Raw genomic sequence first — 19,412 nt, 5'->3', positions numbered from 1 at the left:
CGCTGAAATGCGGATGAGCACTCATCGCGCTTCCGCTTCCATTCGGGCATGATCCTTCCGGGAAACCGCTTTCCACTTTTCCGGGGCATGCCTCAGGCACAGGCCATGTCGACCGCCTCCACGCTCCCCGCCGCCCGGCGCACCAACCGTAAGCTGACGATCCGGCGGATCGCCGCCTGGATCGCCTCGCGCGCCACCGATCCGAGGACCAGCCTGTGGTTCGTGATCGGCTTCGCGCTGGTTCATGCGGTGCTGTGGACGCTGATCCTGGTCAAGCTCAAGGCCGCACAGGACATCCATATGGATGTTGCGGAAGCCTATGCCTGGGGCCAGCGCTTCCTGCTCGGCTATGGCAAGCACCCGCCGCTGTCGGGCTGGATCGCCGGGGTCTGGTTCAGGATTTTTCCCGTCACCAACTGGTCGACCTATGCGCTTGCGATGACGACGGTCAGCTTCGCGCTGGTGGTGTGCTGGCTGATCGCGCTGCGCGTCGTCGATCGCCGTCGCGCGTTCTTCATGGTGGTGATGCTCGCGCTCTACCCGATCTTCAATTTCAAGGGCTTCAAATACAACGCCGATCTCGCGCAGCTGGTGCCGCTGCCGCTGCTGGTGCTGGCCTATCTGAACGCGTTCGAGAAGCGCAGCTTCAAATCGGGTCTCTGGCTCGGCTTTGCCGGCATGCTGGCGCTGATGACCAAGTACTGGGTGGTGACGATGATCGGCGCCGTCGGGCTGGCCGCGCTGATCCATCCGCAACGGACGCAATTCCTGCGCTCGCCGGCGCCATGGGTTGCGATCGGCACGATGGCGGTGGCGATGATCCCGCACCTGGTGTGGCTGGAGGAGGTGGACTTCGTGCCGTTCACCTATGCCGGTGACGTCTACGCGCTGTCGAGCCGCGCACTCAATGTGCAGCTCGTGATCGGCTATGTCGTACACAATGTCGGGCTGCTCGCGATTCCCGTCGTGCTGGGCCTGGTGGCGCTGCTGCTGGGCTCGGTGCCGTGGCGGCCGTCGGACGTGCTGGCGCGGGTCTGGTCGCGCGGACCCAATCCCGCCGTCAACCTTCCGCAGGCGCTCAACGTCTGGATCATCCAGCTGATCGTCGCGATCGGGCCGCCGCTCGGCGCGCTGGCGTTCACCGTCTATATCAAGACCGATTGGGGCATCCCGCTGTTCTTCCTGGTGCCGCTTGCGCTGGTCGCGATTCCCTCGCTTCGCTTCCCGCGCATGGCGCTGTTCTCGATCACCGCGATCTGGTTCGTGGCCACGATCGCCACGCTGATCGCCGCGCCCAGCATCGCCACGCAGGAGATCGCGTCCAACCATGTCGGCGGCTCGACCTACGCCGCGCGCTCCGAGCTCGCGCGCGAACTCACCCAGACCTGGCAGGACAGATTCCATTCGCGCTGGGCCGTGGTCGTCGCGCGGTCCGATATCGGCGAGCCGATGACGTTCTACAGTCCGGATCATCCGGCATCGCTGGTGCCGGGCGAAGCCTGGTCGTCGGGGCTGACGTCGCTCGACGAAGCCAAGCGTCTCGGCTTCATCGGCGTCTGCGACACCACCGATCCGGTGTTCCTGAAGCCCTGCGAGGCGTGGATGGCGGAGCACGCCAAGGACGCCGAGCCGCTGGTGATGACCACCATGCGCTTCTTCAACGGCCATCCCGGTCCGTCGACGGTCTGGAAGGTCTATCTGGTGCCGCCGGCGAAGTAGCTGTCGCTCCCTCGCCCCGCGCTTGCGGGGTCGAGACGAGCGAAGCTCGCTCTTAGAGAGTTGGGGTGAGGGGCTCTCGCCGCGATGGCGATCTATCGATAGACCTGTACCCCTCACCCGGATCGCATCGTTCGATGCGATCCGACCTCTCCCCGCAAGCGGGGCGAGGTGAGAGGTGACTGCCTTACGTGCCTTCCTCGTTGAACTTGCTGGCGACGAGTTCGGCGATGGCGTCGAGCGCCTGCTGCGCTTCGTCGCCCTTTGCTGAGACCACGACCGTGGTGCCGGGCCCGGCGGCGAGCATCATCAAGCCCATGATCGAGGTGCCGCCGACGGTCTCGGTGCCGCGGGTGACCCAGATCTCGGCGTTGAATCGCTCGACCAGCTGGACGAACTTGGCCGATGCCCGCGCATGCAGGCCGCGCTTGTTGACGATCAGGAGCTCACGGGAAATGGCGCCCGCTGGCACGCCCGGGCCGACCTGATTTCCGCCCGGGGCCTCGTCGCTCATTTGCCTGCGAGAACGCGGCTGGCGATGGTGACGTATTTGCGGCCGGCTTCCTGGGCCATCGCGATCGCGTCGGGCAGCGAACGCTCCTCGCGAACCTTGGCAAGCTTGACCAGCATGGGAAGGTTGATGCCTGCGAGCACTTCCACCTTCGGGCGGCTCATGCAGGAGATCGCAAGGTTGGACGGCGTGCCGCCAAACATGTCGGTGAGGATCGCAACGCCGTCGCCGCTATCGACGCGGTTCACCGCCTCGATGATGTCGCTTCGACAGAGATCGGAATCGTCCTCGGCCCCGATCGTAATCGCTTCAATTTGTTTCTGCGGACCCATGACGTGTTCGAGCGCCGCTCTGAACTCGTCGGCAAGGCGCCCATGGGTCACCAGCACTAGACCAATCATTGGAAACTCCTCGCGGGCGCCCTTTGGTGCACCGCACGAACGCGCCACTTTGACCATCCAGAGGCCCTACGCAAGAGGGCATCTTGGCTAGTCTCCCGGTTCCTGGCGATAGAGAGGGGAGGCTGCGCCGGCAAAATCCGACGCGATAGTGGATGTGATATGGTTACCAATTCCCTTCCCACAATTGGCCGCAAGATTACGGGAACATGAACTTTCAGGTTGTCGTCAGCGCGGCGACAACCAGCGGCAGGGGTTGGAAGCCAACGCCGACGGGAATTCGCGGTAACAAAGCACCATTAAGGCGAATCGTGAGCGCCTCCGGCGGCGGCAGCCGCTCGGCGTCGTCAGCGGCGAGGTCGACGATCAGCCCCACCACGGCTTCATCTGCGAACGGACAATGGCGGATTCCGAGGCCTCGGATCTCGATCAGACCAGCCAATTGCTGGACCGGACGAACCCACAATTGTTCGCCGGCTGTGTCGAGACGGACACGGTCATCCCCCACCAAAATGGCCGGCGGAAGCGCTCCGGTGCGCCCGGCGAGAATCAGGTCAAAGGCCAGACGCGACTTGCCGGCGCCCGACGGGCCGCGGATCAGCACCGCACGCTCGCCGACCAGAACGGCGGATGCGTGCACGCTTGAATTGTCGCTCATAGTGTCGGCAGCCTGACCACGAAGCGTGCGCCGGCGATGGTGGGCTTGCCGTCTGCGTCCGCAGGGCCAGCGCGGTTCTCGGCCCAGATGCGTCCGCCATGGGCTTCAATGATCTGCTTGGAGATCGCAAGCCCGAGGCCGGAGTTCTGGCCAAACCCTTGGTGCGGCCGGTCGGTGTAGAAGCGCTCGAAGATCCGCTCCAGCGCGTCCTCGCCGATGCCGGGCCCGTCATCGTCGACCACGATCTCGACCTCGCCGCGGTTGCGGCGGCAGACGATGCGCACCTTGTCGCCCGGCTTGGAGAATGATTGCGCGTTCGACAGCAGGTTCGAGATCACCTGGCCGAGCCGTGAATCATGGCCGGGCACAGAGAGCGTATCGGTCGGTCCGCGGCCCTCGAAGCGGGCTTCGACGGCGACGTCGTGGCCGAGCCTGGTCTCGTTGGCGACGCCGGTCAGCGTCGTCAGCAGCCGCCGCAGATCGACCGGCGCCATGTCCTGGCGCTGCAATTCGGCATCGAGCCGGCTGGCGTCGGAGATGTCGGAGATCAGGCGGTCGAGCCGCCTGACGTCATGCTCGATCACGGCGAGCAGCCGCGCGCGGCTGTTGTCGTTGCGCGCCAAAGGCAGCGTCTCGACCGCGGAGCGCAGCGAGGTCAGCGGATTCTTCAGCTCATGGGCAACGTCGGCGGCGAACATCTCGATCGCCTCGATGCGGCTGTACAGCGCGTTGGTCATGTCGCGCAGCGCGCCGGAGAGATGGCCGATCTCGTCGCGGCGCCCGGTGAAGTCGGGAATCTCGACGCGGGTCTGGATGCGGTGGCGGACGCGCTCGGCGCCGTCGGCGAGCCGTCGCACCGGGCCAGCGATCGTGCTCGCCAATAGCAGCGACAGCATGATCATGACGGCGGAGGCGACGCCGCCGATCTTGAGGATGGCGAGGCGCTCGGACATCACCAGCTGGTCGATGTCGTCGCCCTGCGTGGTCAGCATCAATGCACCGCGCACGGCGCGGAAATGCTGCACCGGGACGGCGACCGACACGATGATCGCGCCGCGCTCGGTGACGCGCACGGCGCTGCCCTTCATGCCCTCGAGCGATTGCGCGACTTCGGAATAACCCTTGCCGCCTTCGGGACCGAGTTCGCGATAGATCGGCAGGTCGCCGCGGTTGAGCCAGGTCTTTATGGTGGCCTTGGTCCTTTCATAGAGCGACGGCTTCTCCGACGGCGGCGGCAGCTCCATGCGCAGCACGTCGCCGCGCGCGAACAGATTGCGGCTGTCGAGGATCAGGCCGCCATCGCGGTCGAAGATGCGGGCCCGCGTCTTGGTCGGCGCGATCAGGCGGCGCAGGACCGGCGCGACCCGCTCGGGATTGATCGGGAAATCCGCCGATTCATCCGGCTGGCCATAACTTTCGCCGGGCTTGAGGTCGAGCAGGCGATCGGGGTCGATCGTGACGGTGTTGCCTTCGACGGTGGCCGAGGCCGCGATCGCCTCCGAGATGATCTCGGCATAGACTTGGAGGCTCTGCGTGCGCGCCTCGATCAGGCCAGCGCGGAATTGCGAGAGATAGAGGATGCTGGCGACCAGCGCGACGAGGCCGGCGAGGTTGAGCGAGACGATACGGCGCGTCAGGCTCGAGAACGACAGCGCGAAGAAGAACTGACCGGCGCGGCGCAGCCAGCCGAGCGGACGGCGCCAGCCCTTGTCCTGCGCCACGTCTTCGGCAACGGCGTCCTGATCGAGGAGCTGTGACGCGTCCTCGGTGTTCAGGCCTTGCTCGAGCTGCGTTCGATCAAGCACTGGCAAAGCTGCCGGTTGGTATGGATGTCGTCCCGCGAAGCAATCGTTCGCCCGAGCTTACCCCAGCCGTGCGGAGCCTGTCAGTTAACAAGCCGCCCGGGAAGCGCAGATCAGGCTTCCTTGAAGCGATAGCCGACGCCGTACAGCGTCTCGATCATCTCGAAGTCGTCGTCGACCACCTTGAACTTCTTGCGCAGCCGCTTGATGTGGCTGTCGATGGTGCGGTCGTCGACATAGACCTGGTCGTCATAGGCCGCGTCCATCAGCGCGTTGCGGCTCTTTACGACGCCGGGGCGGGTGGCGAGCGCCTGCAGGATCAGGAATTCGGTCACGGTGAGCGTCACCGGCTCGTTCTTCCAGGTGCAGGTGTGGCGCTCCGGATCCATCCGCAGCAGGCCGCGGTCCAGCGCGCGGGCGTCCGGCTCCTTCGGCGCGGCGGTCGGATCCTTCGGCTGACCGCGGCGGAGTACGGCCTTGACCCGTTCGACCAGCAGGCGCTGCGAGAACGGCTTGCGGATGAAATCGTCGGCGCCCATTTTCAGGCCGAACAATTCGTCGATCTCCTCATCCTTCGAGGTGAGGAAGATCACCGGCAGGTCGGACTTCTGGCGCAGCCGGCGCAGCGTTTCCATGCCGTCCATGCGCGGCATCTTGATATCGAGGATCGCGAGATCGGGCGGCGACGTGCGAAACCCATCCAGCGCCGACGCACCGTCCGTGTAGGTCATGATGCGATAGCCTTCGGCTTCGAGCGCGATCGAAACCGAAGTGAGAATGTTGCGGTCGTCGTCGACCAGGGCGATTGTGGGCATGTGCTGCTTTCACAATGAGAGTGGCTTAGACGGCGGGCACTCTGGCGACGCGCCGTAGAATTGGGCTTCGAACGCGGTCAACGAGCAATGCAAGCTGGGCTGAAGTGTGACCGAGTTCCGCAAAAATCCGCTTCTGCGACCCACGCGATGGGTCCCCATATAGCACCCTTAGACCATGAGAAAAGGCCCTTTTTTCATAGGGAACCCACCCGATTCGCGCATAAAATGACCCGATAGGCCCATGCAACCGACCGCCGACTTCGATCCTGCCCACCTTGCCCGCTCGCTGCTCCGCCGCAGCCGCCAGGGCGCCCTCGCCACGTTGATGGCCGGCACCGGCGATCCCTATTGCTCGCTGGTCAATCTGGCCAGCCATCCCGACGGCTCGCCGATCCTGCTGATTTCCCGGCTGGCGCTGCATACCAAGAACGTCCTGGCCGATAGCCGGGTGTCGCTGATGCTGGACGAGCGCGCCGAGGGTGATCCGCTGGAGGGCGCCCGGATCATGCTGGCGGGCAAGGCGGAAGAGGTCGGGGAGGCCGGGCGGGAGCTCGTCCGAAGGCGCTATCTCGCTGCCCATCCGTCAGCGGAAGCCTTTGTGGAATTTAAGGATTTCTCGTTCTTCCGGATCAAGCCAAGCGGTGCCCATCTGGTCGCCGGGTTCGGCCGCATCGTGGACCTCAAACCCGCGCAATTCCTGACCGATCTCGGCGGAGCCGAGGCGCTGCTCGAAGCCGAGCCCGGCGCGGTGGCGCATATGAACGAGGATCACCGCGAGGCCATGAACCTTTACGCGACGCGGCTGCTCGGCGCGGAAAGTGCCGACTGGCTCTGCACCGGCTGTGATCCGGATGGCATGGACATGCAGGCCGGCCGCGACACGCTGCGGCTGGATTTCCCTGAGCGCGTCACCACCGGCACCGAGCTGCGCAAGATGCTGGTGCGGCTCGCCGGCGAGGCGCGCGCCAAGGGATAGCAAGGATAGGAGAAAGACCTGTCCTCACGGCGGCGCTGCGGCTGTGGCGAGGCATGGTGTCGCATGGCTGCGGCGGCGCGATTGCGCGGTCCGGATTTGACAGCGCGATCATTTCGCACGGGCGTGTCGTGTCATCGCCCGTTGGCTCGATCTGCATGCAAGAATGTCTGGCGCGGCTGCATCCGAAAATCAGCCGGATCGCGATGTCGACCGCGATGACGCGCGCGTGCGACCACGCTGATTGCGTTATCATCGATCGCGGGGTCAGCGATCGCCTCGCCGCCGAACGCTACGCGTTGCGGAACGTTCACGGCAGTTGAGCGTTGCACCAATCGGGCTTCAACGAAGGTGTGTTGAGCGCAGTCGAAACTGCTCATCAGCAGCTTCTCACTTGCAGCTCAATGCCGATCAGGTGGTGCCGCGTGCAACACGATGGTCATGCTCGGCTCTGCAGCGCTGCGTCAACGCGCGGCGGCTCATCTCAACGATACATCCTCAGCGCGAAATGCATACCCGGCATTCTCCGCGCCGTTCGCCTCGATCGGCGAACGCGCCGCCCGCCGGCTGGCACTTTTTGTGCATCGCAAAGCTCCGTGCGCGGCGGGAAAGGCGATGAAACGTCGCCCGACTGCCGGCAAAACAATGAGAAAACGAAAGCAAGACGAAAGGGTTTCGCGCTGCGGTATTCGCGCCAGATGATGGGCCTGCCTTGGAATCAGCCAAAAGCCGTTCGATTGGCTTGGCAAGCCCGGCGATCCCCACTATTAGGTCGCCGGACCGAAGCCGAGAGGCTATATTCTGATCACGGTCACCGCGGCGGGGCGCGACTAGCGACATTCGCGCGAACAAGGATACGCGGGTTCGAGGAGGTTCTTCGTGCAAGAGACGGGCGTGCATAACGGTGCCTTCGGCGCCGACAAATTCGGCTTAAAAAAACTCAAGGGCGTGCATTGGAATTATGGCGCACCTCAGCTTTACGAGCATTCGCTGCGTAATGGCGAAGCGGTGCTGTCGGCCGATGGCGCGCTTTGCGCGGATACCGGTGTGTTCACCGGGCGCAGTCCGAAGGACAAGTTCACGGTCCGCGACGATCTCACCGACAAGAACATGTGGTGGGCCGGCAACCAGTCGATCACCTCGGAGCAGTTCGCCACGCTCCATGCCGACTTCCTCAAGCATGCCGAAGGCATGACGCTGTTCGCGCAAGATCTTCACGGCGGCGCCGATCCGAAGCATCGCATCAAGACCCGCGTCTTCACCGAGCTTGCCTGGCACTCGCTGTTCATCCGCACGCTGCTGATTCGTCCCGAGGCGTCGGAACTCGCGAGCTTCGTGCCCGAACTGACGATCATCGACCTGCCGAGCTTCCGCGCCGATCCGAAGCGTCACGGCTGCAAGTCGGAGAACGTCGTCGCGATCGATTTCGCCCGCAAGATCGTCCTGATCGGCGGCTCGCAATATGCCGGCGAGATGAAGAAGAGCGTGTTCACCACGCTGAACTATTACCTGCCCGAGAAGGGCGTGATGCCGATGCACTGCTCGGCCAATGTCGGCGCCGACGGCGACACCGCGATCTTCTTCGGCCTGTCCGGCACCGGCAAGACGACGCTCTCGGCCGATCCCAAGCGCACGCTGATCGGCGATGACGAGCATGGCTGGAGCGAGGACGGCGTCTTCAATTTCGAAGGCGGCTGCTACGCCAAGTGCATCAAGCTGTCGGGCGAGGCCGAGCCGGAAATCTACGCCGCCAGCAAGCGCTTCGGCGCGGTGCTGGAAAACGTCGTGCTCGGCGCCAATGATCGCGTGCCCGATTTCGACGACGGCTCGAAGACCGAGAACACCCGCTCGGCCTATCCGCTCGATTTCATCCCGAACGCTTCGCGCACCGGCTGCGCACCGCATCCGAAGAACGTCGTGATGCTCGCCGCCGACGCCTTCGGCGTGATGCCGCCGATCGCCAAGCTGACGCCGGCGCAGGCGATGTATCACTTCCTGTCCGGCTACACCGCGAAGGTCGCCGGCACCGAGCGCGGCCTCGGCAACGAGCCGCAGCCGGAATTCTCCACCTGCTTCGGTTCGCCGTTCCTGCCGCGCGATCCGTCGGTCTACGGCAACATGCTGCGCGAGCTGATCGCCAAGCACAATGTCGATTGCTGGCTGGTTAACACCGGCTGGACCGGCGGCAAGTACGGCACCGGCCGCCGCATGCCGATCAAGGTGACCCGCGCGCTGCTCACCGCGGCGCTGAACGGCTCGCTCCGCAACGCCGACTTCCGCACCGACAAGTATTTCGGCTTCGCGGTGCCGACCTCGCTGCCGGGCGTCGAGCCGCACATCCTCGATCCGATCAAGACCTGGGCCGACAAGGTCGAGTTCGACAAGACCGCGCGTGCGCTGGTCGGCATGTTCCAGAAGAACTTCGCCAAGTTCGAAGCGCAGGTCGACGCCGAAGTCCGCGCCGCCGCACCGGAAGTGAAGCTGGCGGCGGAGTAAGCCGCGCAAGCGATACGCGATTTGAAAAGGCGGCCCTCGTGGCCGCTTTTTTGATTTTTGACGCAGTCAACGAAGCGCGCACCTTTTCGATCCGGCAAGCTGAGCAGCCAACGGCGCCACATACTCCAGTGTCGTCCCGGCGAAGGCCGGGACCCATACTCCGCAGCGGATGTTGTGGTTGGGACTCGTCATTCCACCGGTGCGCAACAATGACAATCGGTGGTTATGGGTCCCGGCTTTCGCCGGGACGACATCGCGTGTGTTGCTCCACTACTCCCCCATCTCCGGCAGCACCGCGTTGCTCGGCGTCTGCCGGTCGGTGATCTGCAGGCCGAACAGGCTGCCGATCAATTCGACCGCGACGCGCGCGGTGCGGCCGCGCTCGTCGAGGAAGGGATTGAGCTCAACGATGTCGAGCGAGCGCACCAGCCCGGAATCGTGCAGCAGCTCCATGATGAGATGGGCTTCCCGATAGGTCGCGCCGCCGGGCACCGTGGTACCGACGCCGGGCGCCACCGCCGGATCGAGGAAGTCGACATCGAACGAGACATGCAGCACGCCGTTCTTCGCCCTGACGCGTTCGATGACGCGGCGCGTGAGCACGGCGACGCCGAACTCGTCGATCTGGCGCATGTCCGCGATCGACACGTTGCGCTGCCGCAGCAGCTTGCGCTCCAGCGGATCGACCGAGCGCGTGCCGATCAGGTCGAGCTGATCGGGCGGGATCGAGGCGCGCGGCAGTCCGCCGAGCAGATCGTCGAGACCGGGCTCGCCGCACAGGAACGCGGCCGACATGCCGTGCATGTTGCCGGTGATGGTGGTGGCCGGCGTGTTGTAGTCAGCATGCGCGTCGACCCACAACGCAAACAGCGGCCGGCCCTTTTCCTGCCAGTAGCGCGCGACGCCGTTGATCGACCCCATCGACAGCGAGTGATCGCCGCCCATGAAGATCGGGATCGCGCCGGAATGCGCCAGCCAATAGGCGCGCTCGGAGAGCGCGCGGGTCCAGGTCTTCACCTCGTCATAGAACCTGGTGTTGGCCGGCACCGGGCCGTCGGCGACGACGGCGGGGATCGCAAGGTTGCCGTGATCATCGACCTGGAAGTCGAGCTGCTCGAGCAGGCGCGCGATGCCCGCGGTGCGCAGCGCATCCGGTCCCATCAGCGGGCCGGCCTGCGATGCGCCGATCTCGATGGGAACGCCAAGCAGGGCGATGCGCGAGGGCTTTGACGTGTCGGCTTCGGACATGCAGCAGTGCTCCCAAAGGTGTGGAACAGAAGCGACGTGCCAATGTTCCCTCAACCCTTGAAATAGGCAATGCGGTCGTAACAGACCAATGTGGATATTTGGCTACGCCTTGAAATAAGCGATCTGCGTCGTGGTCGCGAGCAGCCGGCCGGACGGCGACCACAATTCGCCGTGCTGGTCGCCGTAGCTCTTGTGGAAGCTCTTGGCGTCGGCGGTGGCGAGCACGCGGGTGGTATCCTCCGCGTCCAGGTCGGCCGCGTCGGCGTGGAAATAGGTCGTCAGCGACACGGTGCCGAACGGCACCAGCTCGTGCCTTGCGTGGAAGACGCGGCCGAAGAACGCGTCCGACATCGACATCAGCGACAGCGCATCGAGCTTGCGCGGCACACGGTCGGCGATCCAGAGCTTTGAATAGGGGCTCGACGGCTGTTTCGCGCCGCCGCCGCCGGCGAACTTCGGCTCGCCCTCGGCGAAGCGGAAATCGTACTGGTTGGCCCAGGTCATCTTGAGCTTTGGAAAGGACCGCAGATGTTCGAACGGCACGGCGCCCGGAAACCCGGCCGGTTGGTGCGACCAGGACGGGCGGCGCTCGGCGAACACGGCGGTCGCCAGTGTCGCGACCTCGCCGCCGCCCTGCGTCATGTCGACCGACCAGTGCTGGCTCGAGCGGTTGGCCTTGACCAGGCGGACATCGAGATCGAACGCGCCCTCGGCGACCGGCGCGCAGTAGTTGACCGTCAGCGCCAGCGGATCACCCGCGCGCTGCGGATGCTGCATCAGCGCGCGCAGGATGGTCGCGGCCGTGCAGCCGCCGAACGGGCCGACGAACGCCCAATAGTCCGGGCTGGTCCGTCCCTGCCAGCGGCTGTCGCCGGCGGTCACGGCGGTTGCTTCATCGAAAAGGTGCGGGGTCTTGGTGAGCATGCAGGTCTTTCAATATCGACTGGCGCTTCCGTATCGCCATACGCAATGACGAGCAATGACGTTCGTCATGCAATATCGCGAGCATTGCGCTGATTTCAATGACGTCGGGCGTAATCGATTTCCGCGTCCCGGGATTATCCCTTCGCCTCGCGCTGGTTGCCGAGCTGCGGCGAGGCACCCGGATGCATCGGCACGTGCCAGATGTCCTCGGCATATTCGCGGATGGTGCGGTCGGAGGAGAACCAGGCCATGCGCGCCACATTGAGGATCGAGGCGCGGGTCCATGCCGGCGCTACCATCCAGCGGGCGTCGATGCCGCGCTGCGCGTCGTAGTAGGAATCGAAATCGGCCGAGACCATGTAGTGGTCGAGGTAGCGCAGCGCGTGCCCGATCGAGGCGAAGCGTGCGGGATCGCCGGGCGAGAACTCGCCGCTCTCGATGGCGCGGATCGCGCGCTCCAGCCGTGGCGATTTGCGGATCGCGTCGCTGGCGTCCAATCCCTGCTTGCGGCGGACCATGACGTCGCCGGCCTCGAGGCCGAAGATCGCGATGTTCTCCTCGCCGACATTGTCGCGGATCTCGATATTGGCGCCGTCGAGCGTGCCGATCGTCAGTGCACCGTTCAGTGCGAGCTTCATGTTGCCGGTGCCGGACGCCTCCATGCCGGCGGTCGAGATCTGCTCGGAGAGATCGGCGGCCGGAATGATCACCTCGGCGAGGCTGACATTGTAGTCGGCGAGAAAGGCGACCTTCAGCCTGCCGCCGAGCGAAGCGTCGTTGTTGACGACCTCGGCGACGTCGTTGATCAGCTTGATGATCAGCTTGGCGTAGCGGTAGCTCGCCGCCGCCTTGCCGGCGAAGATTTTCACGCGCGGCACCCAGTCGCGCCGCGGATCGTCCTTCATCGCGTGATACAGCGCGATCGTCTCCAGGATGTTGAGCAGTTGCCGCTTGTATTCGTGGATGCGCTTGATCTGCACGTCGAACAGCGCCGACGGGTCGACCTTGATGTGGTTGCGCTCGCCGATCAGCCTTGCCAGCGCCAGCTTGTTGTGATGCTTGACGTCGCGGAAGCGCTTCTGGAACTCCAGGTCGCTCGAATGGGTCTCGAGCCGCTCGAGCAGCGAGAAGTCGTCGAGCACGGCCTCGCCGCAGGCTTCGCGCAGCAGCGCGGTCAGCCGCGGATTGGCCAGCATCAGCCAGCGGCGGAACGTGATGCCGTTGGTCTTGTTGGTGATGCGCGACGGATAGAGATGATGCAGGTCGTGGAACACGGTCTCCTTCATCAGGTCGGAATGCATCGCGGAGACGCCGTTGATGCGGTGCGAGCCGACGAAGGCGAGCTGGCCCATCCGCACGCGGCGGCCGCTGCGCTCGTCGATCAGCGAGACCGAGGCGCGATACTCGATGTCGCCGGGGAAACGCTCCTCGGCGAGCGCGAGATGGGCCACATTGATGCGGTAGATGATCTCGAGATGCCGCGGCAGCAGCCGCTCGAACAGTTCGACCGGCCAGGTCTCGAGCGCCTCGGGCAGCAGCGTGTGGTTGGTGTAGGACAGGGTCGCGACCGTAATCTTCCAGGCCTCGTCCCAGCGGAAATTGTGCAGGTCGACCAGGATGCGCATCAGCTCGGTGACCGCAAGGCTCGGATGGGTATCGTTGAGCTGCACGGCCGCCTTCTGCGCAAGATTGCGCAGGCCGCCGTCGGAGGCGAGATGCCGCTTGACGAGATCCTGCAATGAGGCCGAGACGAAGAAGTATTCCTGGCGCAGCCGGAGCTCGCGGCCCGCCGCGCTCTCGTCGTTCGGATAGAGGAATTTGCAGATCGCTTCCGCGCGCGCCTGCTCGGCGCTGGCCGAGACGTAGTCGCCGGTGTTGAAGACGTCGAGCTCGAGCGGATCGGGTGCATGCGCCGACCACAGGCGGAGCGCGTTGACGTGCTGGCCGCGCCAGCCGACGATCGGCGTGTCATAGGCCATGGCCTCGACGGTTTCCGCCGGATGCCAGGTGGCGCGGTCGCGGCCGCGCTCGTCGACATGCTCGACATTGCCGCCGAAGTGAACGTTGTAGACCACCTCCGGCCGCTGGAATTCCCAGGGATTGCCGAAGGCGAGCCACTCGTCGGGATATTCCTGCTGCCAGCCCTGGTTCATGATCTGGCGGAACAGGCCGAAATCGTAGCGGATGCCGTAGCCGGTCGCGGGGATCGCCAGCGTCGCCATGCTCTCCATGAAGCAGGCCGCGAGCCGGCCGAGGCCGCCATTGCCGAGCGCCGCATCCGGCTCGCATTTGCGCAGGTCCGAAAGATCGACGCCGAGGTCGCCGAGCGCCGCCTCGAACAGCGGCAGCAGTCCCATATTGTTCAGCGCGTCGGTGAACAGGCGGCCGATCAGGAACTCGAGCGAGAGATAATAGACGCGCTTGGCGCCGGCGTCGTAGCTCTGCTTCTCGGCCGTCAGCCAGTGGTGCACGATGCGGTCGCGCAGCGTCAGTGCCGCGGCCTTGTACCAGTCGCGTCTGGTCGCAACGGTGGCGTCCTTGCCGATCGCAAGCCGGAGCTTGGCTAGGATCGCGCTCTTGATCTCGGTCAGCGCCAGCTCGTCGATCGGCTGGTTCAATGCCGGGTAGTTTGTCTGTTCCTGCAACGCGCCCAATCCCTGCCGTTCAACCGGAACATGATGCGGTGATGCGCATCATGACCCCATCTCATTGGTGGAGCATGGTTCCCCGGAGATCCCGGTTCCGCGGCCTTCCGATTACGCTCCAGCGCAATGATACCCGCCTTGCAAGGCAATCGAAACCGTCAGGGACGATGCCATACACAGCGCTGCCGTGATTTTATGCAAGGACCGGGCCGCTTCGGGAACCTTCCTGACCAGCCGTCATGGGTGTTACGATGGCGCTGCAGAAGCCGGGATTTCGCGACAATTGACCGGAGGATGCGTGATGAGACTCTTGATCGAAATCGCGGCCGCGGCGTTGCTCGTGGTGTGCATCACGGCGACCAGCGCAGCCGATGCCGCGGGCAGACCGGGCCGCAGCGCCGACGGCCTGAATTGCGGCTTCAGCGTGGCGCAGAACGCATCGCCCGCCGCGCGCTGTGCCGCCATCAAGCGGCAATGCGGCGGCAAGTTCTACGCAAATGCCTGCGGCGACAAGCTGCTCTCGGCGATGAATTGAGCGGCCGCGCAACGCGCTTTCACGCTCAATCGGGACACCGTGGTGATACGGATTTCCAAGCCTTAACGGAGCCTTTACAAACACAGCTGTCGCTCGTGGGGCGGGCACATTTTTCAGCTCCGACGCATTTCATTCCGAAGCCATTTTCAACGGGCCGCTGACCTGGTCAGCGGCCCGAATTGCTTTTTGGGGCGGCATATGCGCGCGACGGGGCGATGATACTCACTCGCGCCTCAGCCGTCGTCCTGGCGAAAGCCAGGACCCATTACCCCAATAGTCAGATGAGGCCCGACAGGTCGTTCCAATCCGGATTTTCTGCTTCGATCAGCTTGATCTTCCAGTCGCGCTTCCAGAACTTCAGCTGCTTCTCGCGGGCGATCGCTTCCTGCGGCGTGGCGAATTCCTCGACATGGACGAGGCGGAAGACTTGGTATTTGTACACAAACTTGGAGCCTCGACCGGAGCGATGCAATTCAAGCCGCGCGCCGACATCGTTGGTGACCCCGATATAGATCGTGCCGTGATGCCGGCTTGCGAGGATGTAGACGTAGTAGCTGCTTGCTGCGCTCATCGTTTGGCCCAATCTCGCGAGATGTCGGCCTATTGGGCTAATGGGTCCTGGCTTTCGCCAGGACGACGTCCGGGAACGATCATTAAACCAATCAGAACGAATTAAGAACACTTTAGCAAGTCTTTGATATATCATTGTGATTCGGCGGCTGCGCCGACACAATATCTATGGTCTTTCAGTCTCTGCGAGGACTACATGTCCACCATCGCCTTCGATCAATTCGCCCTGACCCGGATTGCCGATTTCGCGCGGTCGCTGTCGCGGCTGCACCAGGCCTCGCGCCGCCAGCCGATCGACGACGACCAGCTCGATCGCGAGTTCAACGCGGTCTGCATGTCGATCTGGGGCTACACCACGGATGATTTCAGCGACGAACTGTTCTCGGACGAGGATCACGCCTGGCTCGACTCGCTCGATGAAGCGCATGCGCGGATCTTCGCCGGCGAGCAGGGTTATGATCTCGTCGACGACCACGGCATGCTGACGGACTGGTGGGGCTATTGCTGGATGATCCTCGCCGAGAAGCGCGGCATCCTCAATCCGGAGAACCGCGCGGCCGCGCGGGCCGCGATCGAGGAGAAATACATGGCCGCGCCGAACGTGATCGGCGTGATCGTGGCGCGCTGATAGTTGTCGCGATGTCATTCCGGGGCGATGCGAAGCATCGAACCCGGAATCTCGAGATTCCGGGTCTGGTGCTTACGCACCATCCCGGAATGACGGGCTGACGCCCGTCAGTTCGCTTCGGCGCGCCTTGCCGGCTTTGCAGCGTTGCCCTTCGGCGCAACAGACGACGGCGGCGACGGCGCGACATCGCTTCTGGTTTCCGGCAGCGGCGCGTCGCCGGCGATCTCGGCGCTGACCGGGGCGACCTTCATTTCGCCGAGCCGCGCGCGGACCGCCGAAGTCAGTCCGGGATAGGAGGCAACCGGCGTGAAGTCGAACGACTGCTCGTTGCCGACACGGATGCCGGTATAGGCGACGAGGCCGTCGGTGGTCGCGATCACGTCGCCGGCACGCAGCGAGGCATCGAGCGCGAGGTCGACCGGCGCGAGCCCCGCCGGGTCGCGGCCGTTGCAGGTGCAGTCGGCGCGCAACGCCTTGCGATAGGCGAAGGCGTTCTCGCTGTCGGCGTAGCGTTCGCCAGCGGTCGATGCGGCGCTGTCGATATGGCTGCCGTAATAGACCTTGGTCGCGCTCGCCGGACAGAACGCCTGGCAAAGCTGCGCCGGCGTGGCGTTGCCGCGCATCGTCAGCGGAAAATATTTGCCGTCGCAGCTGCGCACGCAATACGCCGGTCCGGAACCGGCCACGCGCGGCGCGGAGATGGGGGCGGACGGCTGCCGTTCAGCCTGCTGGTTGAGGCCGAACGGGTCGGCGAAGAAATTGGCTTGCGGCGGCGCCTGCCGGCTCTGCTGCTTCTGGGAACCGCCGAAGAAGAAGTCGAACAGCCCTTCGGCCGACACAGGCGCGGGCACCACCAGGATGGAACCCGCAAAGGCCGCGGCGGCAAGCATCACGCGGCGCCGCATGCGCCGATCACTCAACTCTGTACGCAACGCCAACTCCACCCGACGCGCCACGCCGCGGCGACAAGCTGCCCCGGCGGCTTCACCTTAAGGCGTGATGGTAAACGAGCGATTGATTGAGCGTGACTGCGTCACAGGAAAGCGAATCTCGCTTACCTCGCCCCGCTTGCGGGGAGAGGCATAGGCCGCCTTCGGCGGCCGTCCTCAAGAACGCCGAAGCAAGGCTTCGGCTATGTCGCATCGTAAGATGCGATCCGGGTGAGGGGGTACAGGTCTCTCGACAATTGCAAGCGCGGAGAGAGGCCCCTCACCCCAACCCTCTCCCCGCATCCGCCTTCGCCCGAAGGCGGGCTTCGGCGGACAAGAGAACGGGGCGAGGGAGAAGAGAGCCGTCAGTCCTTCTTGAACTCGCCGGCCTTGTACAGCGCGCGGAATTGGAGCCCGGCTTCGGCGAACGTCTCGGTGGCGCCTTCCTCGCGGTCGACCATGGTGAAGACCAGGGCGATCTCGCCGCCGGCCTCGCGCACGGCTTCCACCGCCTTCAGCGCCGAGCCGCCTGTCGTGGTGACGTCCTCGACGATCACGATCCGCTTGCCCGCAAGGCTTTCGCCCTTGGCCAGCCCTTCGACGGACAGCTTCGCGCCGTGCTCCTTCGGCTTCTTGCGCACGAAGAACGCCGCGATCGGGTGGCCCTTCAGCCAGGACAGTTGCGCGATGGCGCCGGCGAGCGGCACCGCGCCCATCTCGAGCCCGCCGACGAAATCGAGCTTGTCGTCCTTCAGCGCTTCATAGGTGAGCTCGGCGAGCAGCGCCGCGCCCTCGGGATCGAGCATCGTCGGCTTCAGGTTGAAATAGAAGTCGCTCTTGCGGCCCGACGCCAGCGTGATCTCGCCGCGGCCGAACGAGCGCTTGCGGATGATCTCGGCGAGGCGGGCGCGGGAGGCTGATTTGGACAAAGACTTTTTCCCTTGAGGGTTTGAGGCGGGCGGCAATCTATCCACGCTTACCGGCACATTCCAGCGTGGAAATCGGGCCGTCAACAGTGCCCAAGCCGCGATTTCCGCGGGCGTGCTTTCCGGAAAGCGCGGTTGTGCGGCCGTTCCGTTCCCCGTAAGCAGGCGCCAAACACTCGGCCGAACACTTGCCCAAACACTTGCACGGGAAGCGGAAATGACCATCGAGCTGCACACCTGGAACACCCCCAACGGCCGCAAGATCTCGGTGGCGCTGGAGGAAATGGGGTTGCCCTACAAGGTGATCCCGGTGAACATCAGCAAGGGCGAGCAGATGGCGCCCGCTTTCCTCGCGATCAGTCCGAACAACAAGATCCCCGCGATCGTCGATCCGGATGGGCCGGGCGACAAGCCGGTCAGCATTTTCGAGTCCGGCGCGATCCTGCTCTATCTCGGCGAGAAGACCGGCAAGTTCCTGCCGAAGCCGCTGGCGGAGCGGATCCCGGTCTATGAGTGGCTGATGTGGCAGATGGGCGGCTTCGGCCCGATGCCGGGCCAGGTGCACCATTTCATCGCGCTGGAGAACGAGCAGGACCGCGCCTATGGCCTGAAGCGCTACATGGCCGAGACGCGGCGGCTCTACGGCGTGCTCGACCGCCGGCTTCAGGAGCGCGAATTCGTCGCCGGCGATCTCTCGGTCGCCGATTTCGCCATCCTCGGCTGGGCCTGGCGCCATCCGCGCCACAAGGTCGAGCTATCAGACTTCCCCAACGTCAAGCGCTGGTACGAGACGCTGATGGCCCGCCCGGCGACGAAGCGGGGAATGGAGGCAAAGCTGGATTGATCTTCTCCCTCGCCCCGCCCTTGCGGGGAGAGGGGTGGGGTGAGGGGCTATCTCCCCGATAACGGTGGGAATTGAATTTGCGGATGCGCCCCTCACCCGGCGCTACGCGCCGACCTCTCCCGCAAGAGCGGGGCGAGGTGAAGAAAGCTAGGCCCGCCGCGCTTCGAGCGCCATCTTCATCGCCAGCCCTGCGAGCACCGTGCCCATCAGCCAGCGCTGCACCAGGAGCCAGGTCGGGCGAGTGCCGAGAAACACCGCGATCGAACCGGCGGCGAGCGCGATCATCGCGTTGACGCTGACGCTGATCACGATCTGGATCGAGCCGAGCGCGAGCGACTGCGTCAGCACGCTGCCGCCGGTGGGATCGATGAACTGCGGCAGCAGCGCCAGATAAAGCATCGCGATCTTCGGGTTGAGCAGATTGGTGACGAAGCCCATCGCGAACAGCTTGCGCGGGCCGTCGACCTTCAGCGCCTTGACCTGGAACGGCGAGCGGCCGCCGGGCCTCACGGCCTGCCATGCCAGCCACAGCAAATAGCCCGCGCCGGCAAAGCGCAGCGCGTCATAGGCGTAGGGAATCGCAAACAGCAATGCGGTGATGCCGAACGCCGCGCACAGCATGTAGAACACGAAGCCGAGCGCCACGCCGCCGAGCGAGACGATGCCGGCCGCGGGCCCCTGCGTGATCGAGCGCGAGATCAGGTAGATCATGTTCGGCCCCGGCGTCAGCACCATGCCAAGGCAGATGAGCGCAAAGCCGAGCAAAGCGGATGTGTGGGGCATGACGGGTCTCG

At 64.7% G+C, this 19,412-nt stretch carries 20 protein-coding genes; 8 read left to right on the top strand and 12 right to left on the bottom strand.

Annotated features, from left to right (window positions below):
• The first annotated feature begins 105 nt into the window (after window positions 1-105).
• Complete coding sequence (locus ACVMB1_RS30815; protein WP_076831131.1) at window positions 106-1,719, top strand: glycosyltransferase family 39 protein; 1,614 nt, start codon at window positions 106-108, stop codon at window positions 1,717-1,719.
• 184 nt (window positions 1,720-1,903) lie between these two features.
• Here ACVMB1_RS30815 and ACVMB1_RS30810 read toward each other — a convergent pair whose 3' ends face one another.
• The 5 genes from ACVMB1_RS30810 to ACVMB1_RS30790 all read right to left on the bottom strand — a co-directional run bounded on the left by ACVMB1_RS30810 (window position 1,904) and on the right by ACVMB1_RS30790 (window position 5,900).
• Window positions 1,904-2,230: an HPr family phosphocarrier protein gene (locus ACVMB1_RS30810; RefSeq protein ID WP_028335869.1), complete on the bottom strand. Its 327-nt coding sequence runs from the start codon at window positions 2,228-2,230 to the stop codon at window positions 1,904-1,906.
• A complete protein-coding gene (locus ACVMB1_RS30805; RefSeq protein ID WP_021076632.1) occupies window positions 2,227-2,628 on the bottom strand; it encodes a PTS sugar transporter subunit IIA in 402 nt (133 codons plus the stop codon). The genes ACVMB1_RS30810 and ACVMB1_RS30805 overlap by 4 nt, the downstream gene beginning before the upstream one ends.
• 214 nt (window positions 2,629-2,842) lie before the next feature.
• Window positions 2,843-3,283: an HPr kinase/phosphorylase gene (locus tag ACVMB1_RS30800; RefSeq protein ID WP_076831128.1), complete on the bottom strand. Its 441-nt coding sequence runs from the start codon at window positions 3,281-3,283 to the stop codon at window positions 2,843-2,845.
• The gene (locus ACVMB1_RS30795) at window positions 3,280-5,088 is read right to left on the bottom strand and encodes a sensor histidine kinase (RefSeq protein WP_057019534.1); all 1,809 of its coding nucleotides are present in this window, start codon (window positions 5,086-5,088) and stop codon (window positions 3,280-3,282) included. Before ACVMB1_RS30795 ends, ACVMB1_RS30800 begins: the two co-directional genes overlap by 4 nt.
• Window positions 5,089-5,198: 110 nt before the next feature.
• Window positions 5,199-5,900: a response regulator transcription factor gene (locus ACVMB1_RS30790; protein ID WP_016843287.1), complete on the bottom strand. Its 702-nt coding sequence runs from the start codon at window positions 5,898-5,900 to the stop codon at window positions 5,199-5,201.
• A gap of 241 nt (window positions 5,901-6,141) precedes the next feature.
• On the opposite strand from ACVMB1_RS30790, the gene ACVMB1_RS30785 reads away from it, so the two are divergent.
• The 4 genes from ACVMB1_RS30785 to ACVMB1_RS30770 all read left to right on the top strand — a co-directional run bounded on the left by ACVMB1_RS30785 (window position 6,142) and on the right by ACVMB1_RS30770 (window position 9,369).
• Window positions 6,142-6,876 carry a HugZ family pyridoxamine 5'-phosphate oxidase gene (locus ACVMB1_RS30785; RefSeq protein ID WP_076831125.1) on the top strand — a complete coding sequence of 245 codons (735 nt, stop codon included), beginning with the start codon at window positions 6,142-6,144 and terminating at the stop codon, window positions 6,874-6,876.
• Between the two features lie 53 nt (window positions 6,877-6,929).
• Window positions 6,930-7,196, top strand: coding sequence for a hypothetical protein (locus ACVMB1_RS30780; protein ID WP_158074224.1), 267 nt, complete (start codon window positions 6,930-6,932; stop codon window positions 7,194-7,196).
• A gap of 112 nt (window positions 7,197-7,308) precedes the next feature.
• Window positions 7,309-7,575 carry a hypothetical protein gene (locus ACVMB1_RS30775; protein WP_141339785.1) on the top strand — a complete coding sequence of 89 codons (267 nt, stop codon included), beginning with the start codon at window positions 7,309-7,311 and terminating at the stop codon, window positions 7,573-7,575.
• A gap of 177 nt (window positions 7,576-7,752) precedes the next feature.
• The gene (locus tag ACVMB1_RS30770; RefSeq protein ID WP_076831120.1) at window positions 7,753-9,369 is read left to right on the top strand and encodes a phosphoenolpyruvate carboxykinase; all 1,617 of its coding nucleotides are present in this window, start codon (window positions 7,753-7,755) and stop codon (window positions 9,367-9,369) included.
• A 270-nt stretch (window positions 9,370-9,639) separates the two neighbouring features.
• On the opposite strand, the gene rocF is transcribed toward ACVMB1_RS30770, so the two are convergent.
• The 3 genes from rocF to ACVMB1_RS30755 form a co-directional block, all read right to left on the bottom strand.
• The gene (gene rocF, locus ACVMB1_RS30765; RefSeq protein ID WP_076831116.1) at window positions 9,640-10,617 is read right to left on the bottom strand and encodes an arginase; all 978 of its coding nucleotides are present in this window, start codon (window positions 10,615-10,617) and stop codon (window positions 9,640-9,642) included.
• A gap of 102 nt (window positions 10,618-10,719) precedes the next feature.
• Window positions 10,720-11,541 (bottom strand): acyl-CoA thioesterase, encoded by an 822-nt coding sequence (locus ACVMB1_RS30760; protein WP_076831113.1) that lies wholly within the window; start codon window positions 11,539-11,541, stop codon window positions 10,720-10,722.
• Window positions 11,542-11,675: 134 nt separating this feature from the next.
• Entirely contained in the window at window positions 11,676-14,195 is a 2,520-nt protein-coding gene (locus ACVMB1_RS30755) for a glycogen/starch/alpha-glucan phosphorylase (protein WP_141339784.1), read from the bottom strand.
• 292 nt (window positions 14,196-14,487) lie between these two features.
• Here ACVMB1_RS30755 and ACVMB1_RS30750 point away from each other — a divergent pair, with 292 nt between their 5' ends.
• Window positions 14,488-14,721, top strand: coding sequence for a hypothetical protein (locus ACVMB1_RS30750; protein ID WP_057019498.1), 234 nt, complete (start codon window positions 14,488-14,490; stop codon window positions 14,719-14,721).
• Window positions 14,722-14,998: 277 nt separating this feature from the next.
• Here ACVMB1_RS30750 and ACVMB1_RS30745 read toward each other — a convergent pair whose 3' ends face one another.
• On the bottom strand, window positions 14,999-15,292 hold the full coding sequence (locus tag ACVMB1_RS30745; protein WP_076831108.1) for a GIY-YIG nuclease family protein: 294 nt from the start codon (window positions 15,290-15,292) through the stop codon (window positions 14,999-15,001).
• Window positions 15,293-15,487: 195 nt separating this feature from the next.
• Here ACVMB1_RS30745 and ACVMB1_RS30740 point away from each other — a divergent pair, with 195 nt between their 5' ends.
• A complete protein-coding gene (locus ACVMB1_RS30740; RefSeq protein ID WP_016843277.1) occupies window positions 15,488-15,919 on the top strand; it encodes a hypothetical protein in 432 nt (143 codons plus the stop codon).
• A gap of 107 nt (window positions 15,920-16,026) precedes the next feature.
• On the opposite strand, the gene ACVMB1_RS30735 is transcribed toward ACVMB1_RS30740, so the two are convergent.
• Both ACVMB1_RS30735 and pyrE read right to left on the bottom strand, forming a co-directional pair.
• Complete coding sequence (locus ACVMB1_RS30735) at window positions 16,027-16,824, bottom strand: DUF2865 domain-containing protein (RefSeq protein WP_076831105.1); 798 nt, start codon at window positions 16,822-16,824, stop codon at window positions 16,027-16,029.
• A 389-nt stretch (window positions 16,825-17,213) separates the two neighbouring features.
• On the bottom strand, window positions 17,214-17,777 hold the full coding sequence (gene pyrE, locus ACVMB1_RS30730; RefSeq protein ID WP_076831103.1) for an orotate phosphoribosyltransferase: 564 nt from the start codon (window positions 17,775-17,777) through the stop codon (window positions 17,214-17,216).
• Window positions 17,778-17,991: 214 nt separating this feature from the next.
• On the opposite strand from pyrE, the gene ACVMB1_RS30725 reads away from it, so the two are divergent.
• A complete protein-coding gene (locus ACVMB1_RS30725; protein WP_076831100.1) occupies window positions 17,992-18,618 on the top strand; it encodes a glutathione S-transferase family protein in 627 nt (208 codons plus the stop codon).
• A 147-nt stretch (window positions 18,619-18,765) separates the two neighbouring features.
• On the opposite strand, the gene ACVMB1_RS30720 is transcribed toward ACVMB1_RS30725, so the two are convergent.
• On the bottom strand, window positions 18,766-19,401 hold the full coding sequence (locus ACVMB1_RS30720; RefSeq protein ID WP_076831097.1) for a LysE family translocator: 636 nt from the start codon (window positions 19,399-19,401) through the stop codon (window positions 18,766-18,768).
• Window positions 19,402-19,412 lie beyond the last annotated feature (11 nt).

The sequence above is a fragment of the Bradyrhizobium sp. USDA 4504 genome (assembly GCF_054063995.1).
This window is presented reverse-complemented; position numbering and strand designations above follow the sequence as displayed.

Coding starts and splice junctions, on each gene's coding strand:
- ACVMB1_RS30815 (WP_076831131.1), top strand. CDS start 106: ATGTCGACCGCCTCCACGCTCCCCGCCGCCCGGCGCACCAACCGTAAG.
- ACVMB1_RS30810 (WP_028335869.1), bottom strand. CDS start 2,230: ATGAGCGACGAGGCCCCGGGCGGAAATCAGGTCGGCCCGGGCGTGCCA.
- ACVMB1_RS30805 (WP_021076632.1), bottom strand. CDS start 2,628: ATGATTGGTCTAGTGCTGGTGACCCATGGGCGCCTTGCCGACGAGTTC.
- ACVMB1_RS30800 (WP_076831128.1), bottom strand. CDS start 3,283: ATGAGCGACAATTCAAGCGTGCACGCATCCGCCGTTCTGGTCGGCGAG.
- ACVMB1_RS30790 (WP_016843287.1), bottom strand. CDS start 5,900: ATGCCCACAATCGCCCTGGTCGACGACGACCGCAACATTCTCACTTCG.
- ACVMB1_RS30785 (WP_076831125.1), top strand. CDS start 6,142: ATGCAACCGACCGCCGACTTCGATCCTGCCCACCTTGCCCGCTCGCTG.
- ACVMB1_RS30780 (WP_158074224.1), top strand. CDS start 6,930: ATGGTGTCGCATGGCTGCGGCGGCGCGATTGCGCGGTCCGGATTTGAC.
- ACVMB1_RS30775 (WP_141339785.1), top strand. CDS start 7,309: ATGGTCATGCTCGGCTCTGCAGCGCTGCGTCAACGCGCGGCGGCTCAT.
- rocF (WP_076831116.1), bottom strand. CDS start 10,617: ATGTCCGAAGCCGACACGTCAAAGCCCTCGCGCATCGCCCTGCTTGGC.
- ACVMB1_RS30760 (WP_076831113.1), bottom strand. CDS start 11,541: ATGCTCACCAAGACCCCGCACCTTTTCGATGAAGCAACCGCCGTGACC.
- ACVMB1_RS30750 (WP_057019498.1), top strand. CDS start 14,488: ATGAGACTCTTGATCGAAATCGCGGCCGCGGCGTTGCTCGTGGTGTGC.
- ACVMB1_RS30745 (WP_076831108.1), bottom strand. CDS start 15,292: ATGAGCGCAGCAAGCAGCTACTACGTCTACATCCTCGCAAGCCGGCAT.
- ACVMB1_RS30740 (WP_016843277.1), top strand. CDS start 15,488: ATGTCCACCATCGCCTTCGATCAATTCGCCCTGACCCGGATTGCCGAT.
- ACVMB1_RS30735 (WP_076831105.1), bottom strand. CDS start 16,824: ATGCGGCGCCGCGTGATGCTTGCCGCCGCGGCCTTTGCGGGTTCCATC.
- ACVMB1_RS30725 (WP_076831100.1), top strand. CDS start 17,992: ATGACCATCGAGCTGCACACCTGGAACACCCCCAACGGCCGCAAGATC.
- ACVMB1_RS30720 (WP_076831097.1), bottom strand. CDS start 19,401: ATGCCCCACACATCCGCTTTGCTCGGCTTTGCGCTCATCTGCCTTGGC.